Origin of the sequence: Polaromonas sp. CG_9.5, assembly GCF_035984465.1 — a bacterium.
Classification (GTDB): domain Bacteria; phylum Pseudomonadota; class Gammaproteobacteria; order Burkholderiales; family Burkholderiaceae_C; genus Polaromonas.
The window spans coordinates 1-1,198 of the sequence record NZ_JAXCHR010000074.1 but is presented as its reverse complement, the minus strand read 5'-3'; the positions used below and the strand labels follow the sequence as shown (position 1 = coordinate 1,198).

The 1,198-nt window shown below is 58.9% G+C and carries 1 protein-coding gene; it reads left to right on the top strand.

Features of this window, described 5'->3' with window-relative positions:
• Nucleotides 1-177: 177 nt before the first annotated feature.
• Entirely contained in the window at nt 178-1,065 is an 888-nt protein-coding gene (locus RCH06_RS17865; protein ID WP_327082807.1) for a hypothetical protein, read from the top strand.
• The last annotated feature ends 133 nt before the right edge of the window (nt 1,066-1,198 follow it).

The window sequence follows — 1,198 nt, the reverse complement described above, 5'->3', positions numbered from 1 at the left end:
CGATGCAGTTTGAGGAAAACTGGCTTGCGGCTCAGGCCCATCAAGCCCGTTCATGATCTCGGTTATGGGATACGGAATCCAGGGGCAAGGTCACACAGCTTTGTCAATGTGCGTGAGCCGCACGGTTTTGGCTTGGGGGGTGCGAGCATGCCTGGCGGTGTGACCAACAACTTGCACATGCACTTCACCGCTGAAGTGTTCATGTGCTGGACGGGGCAGTGGCGATTGCGCTGGGGACCTTCGGGTGAACAGGGGGAAATGGTTTTTGGCGAAGGTGACATCGCCACCATTCCCCCCTGGATATTTCGCGGGTTTTCTAATGAAGGCGGTGACGACGGCTACCTCTACACCATGCTGGGCCGGGATGTCACCGGCGGGGTCGTGTGGGCACCGTCGATCCTGGAAACAGCACGCCAGACAGGGCTTGTCATTTCCCGGCAAAACACACTGATCGACCTTCTCAAAACACCGGATGTTTCGCCCGATCTGATCATGCCGGCCATGAGTGCCGAGCAGATCAAGCGGCTGCGCAAGTACACGCCTGAAGAGATGGCACGCCGCGTGGTGAAGCATGACTCGCTGCAATGGACTGAAAAGCCCCTGCTCGATTGCGTGTTGCCTGGCGGCCAGAAAAACATGGCGTCAGTGATTGGTTTTGGCTTGACAGAAGACCGGGATGCGATGCCGCCTGTCGTGAATCCGCATGGGTTCACCATCGAGTGGCTGCGGGCAACGGCAGGCAACGGCCTGTTAACGCACCGTCATTCGAGCGCACAAGTGGTGCTCGTCAAAGAGGGCGACTGGACGCTTACCTTGAACCTGGGAGACGACGCCGTTGAGGTCAATCTGGAGCCGGGTACCGTGGTGTCCATTCCTGAAAATGCCTGGCGCTCTCTCAACTGTGTCAGTGAAGCCGGCAAGTTGATCATGGTCACCGGAGGCGAGAGCCGCACCCGTATCGAGTGGGCCCCCGAGGTGGTTGAAGCTGCGTTTGAAGCGGGTTGGGCACTGGACCAAAACGGCTATATCGCACCGACCGAAGTGCTGGCGCTGGCCGCTCCCTGAGCGCAGCGCACAACGACAACCGAAAGAACTCAATGCGTCGTAACCGTCCGACGAACACCATTCTTGCGCCGGGTTGATGAGCCGGGCAGTATCCGGGGAGTTGCCCACCACGATGGTGTGCACTTAACCCGGA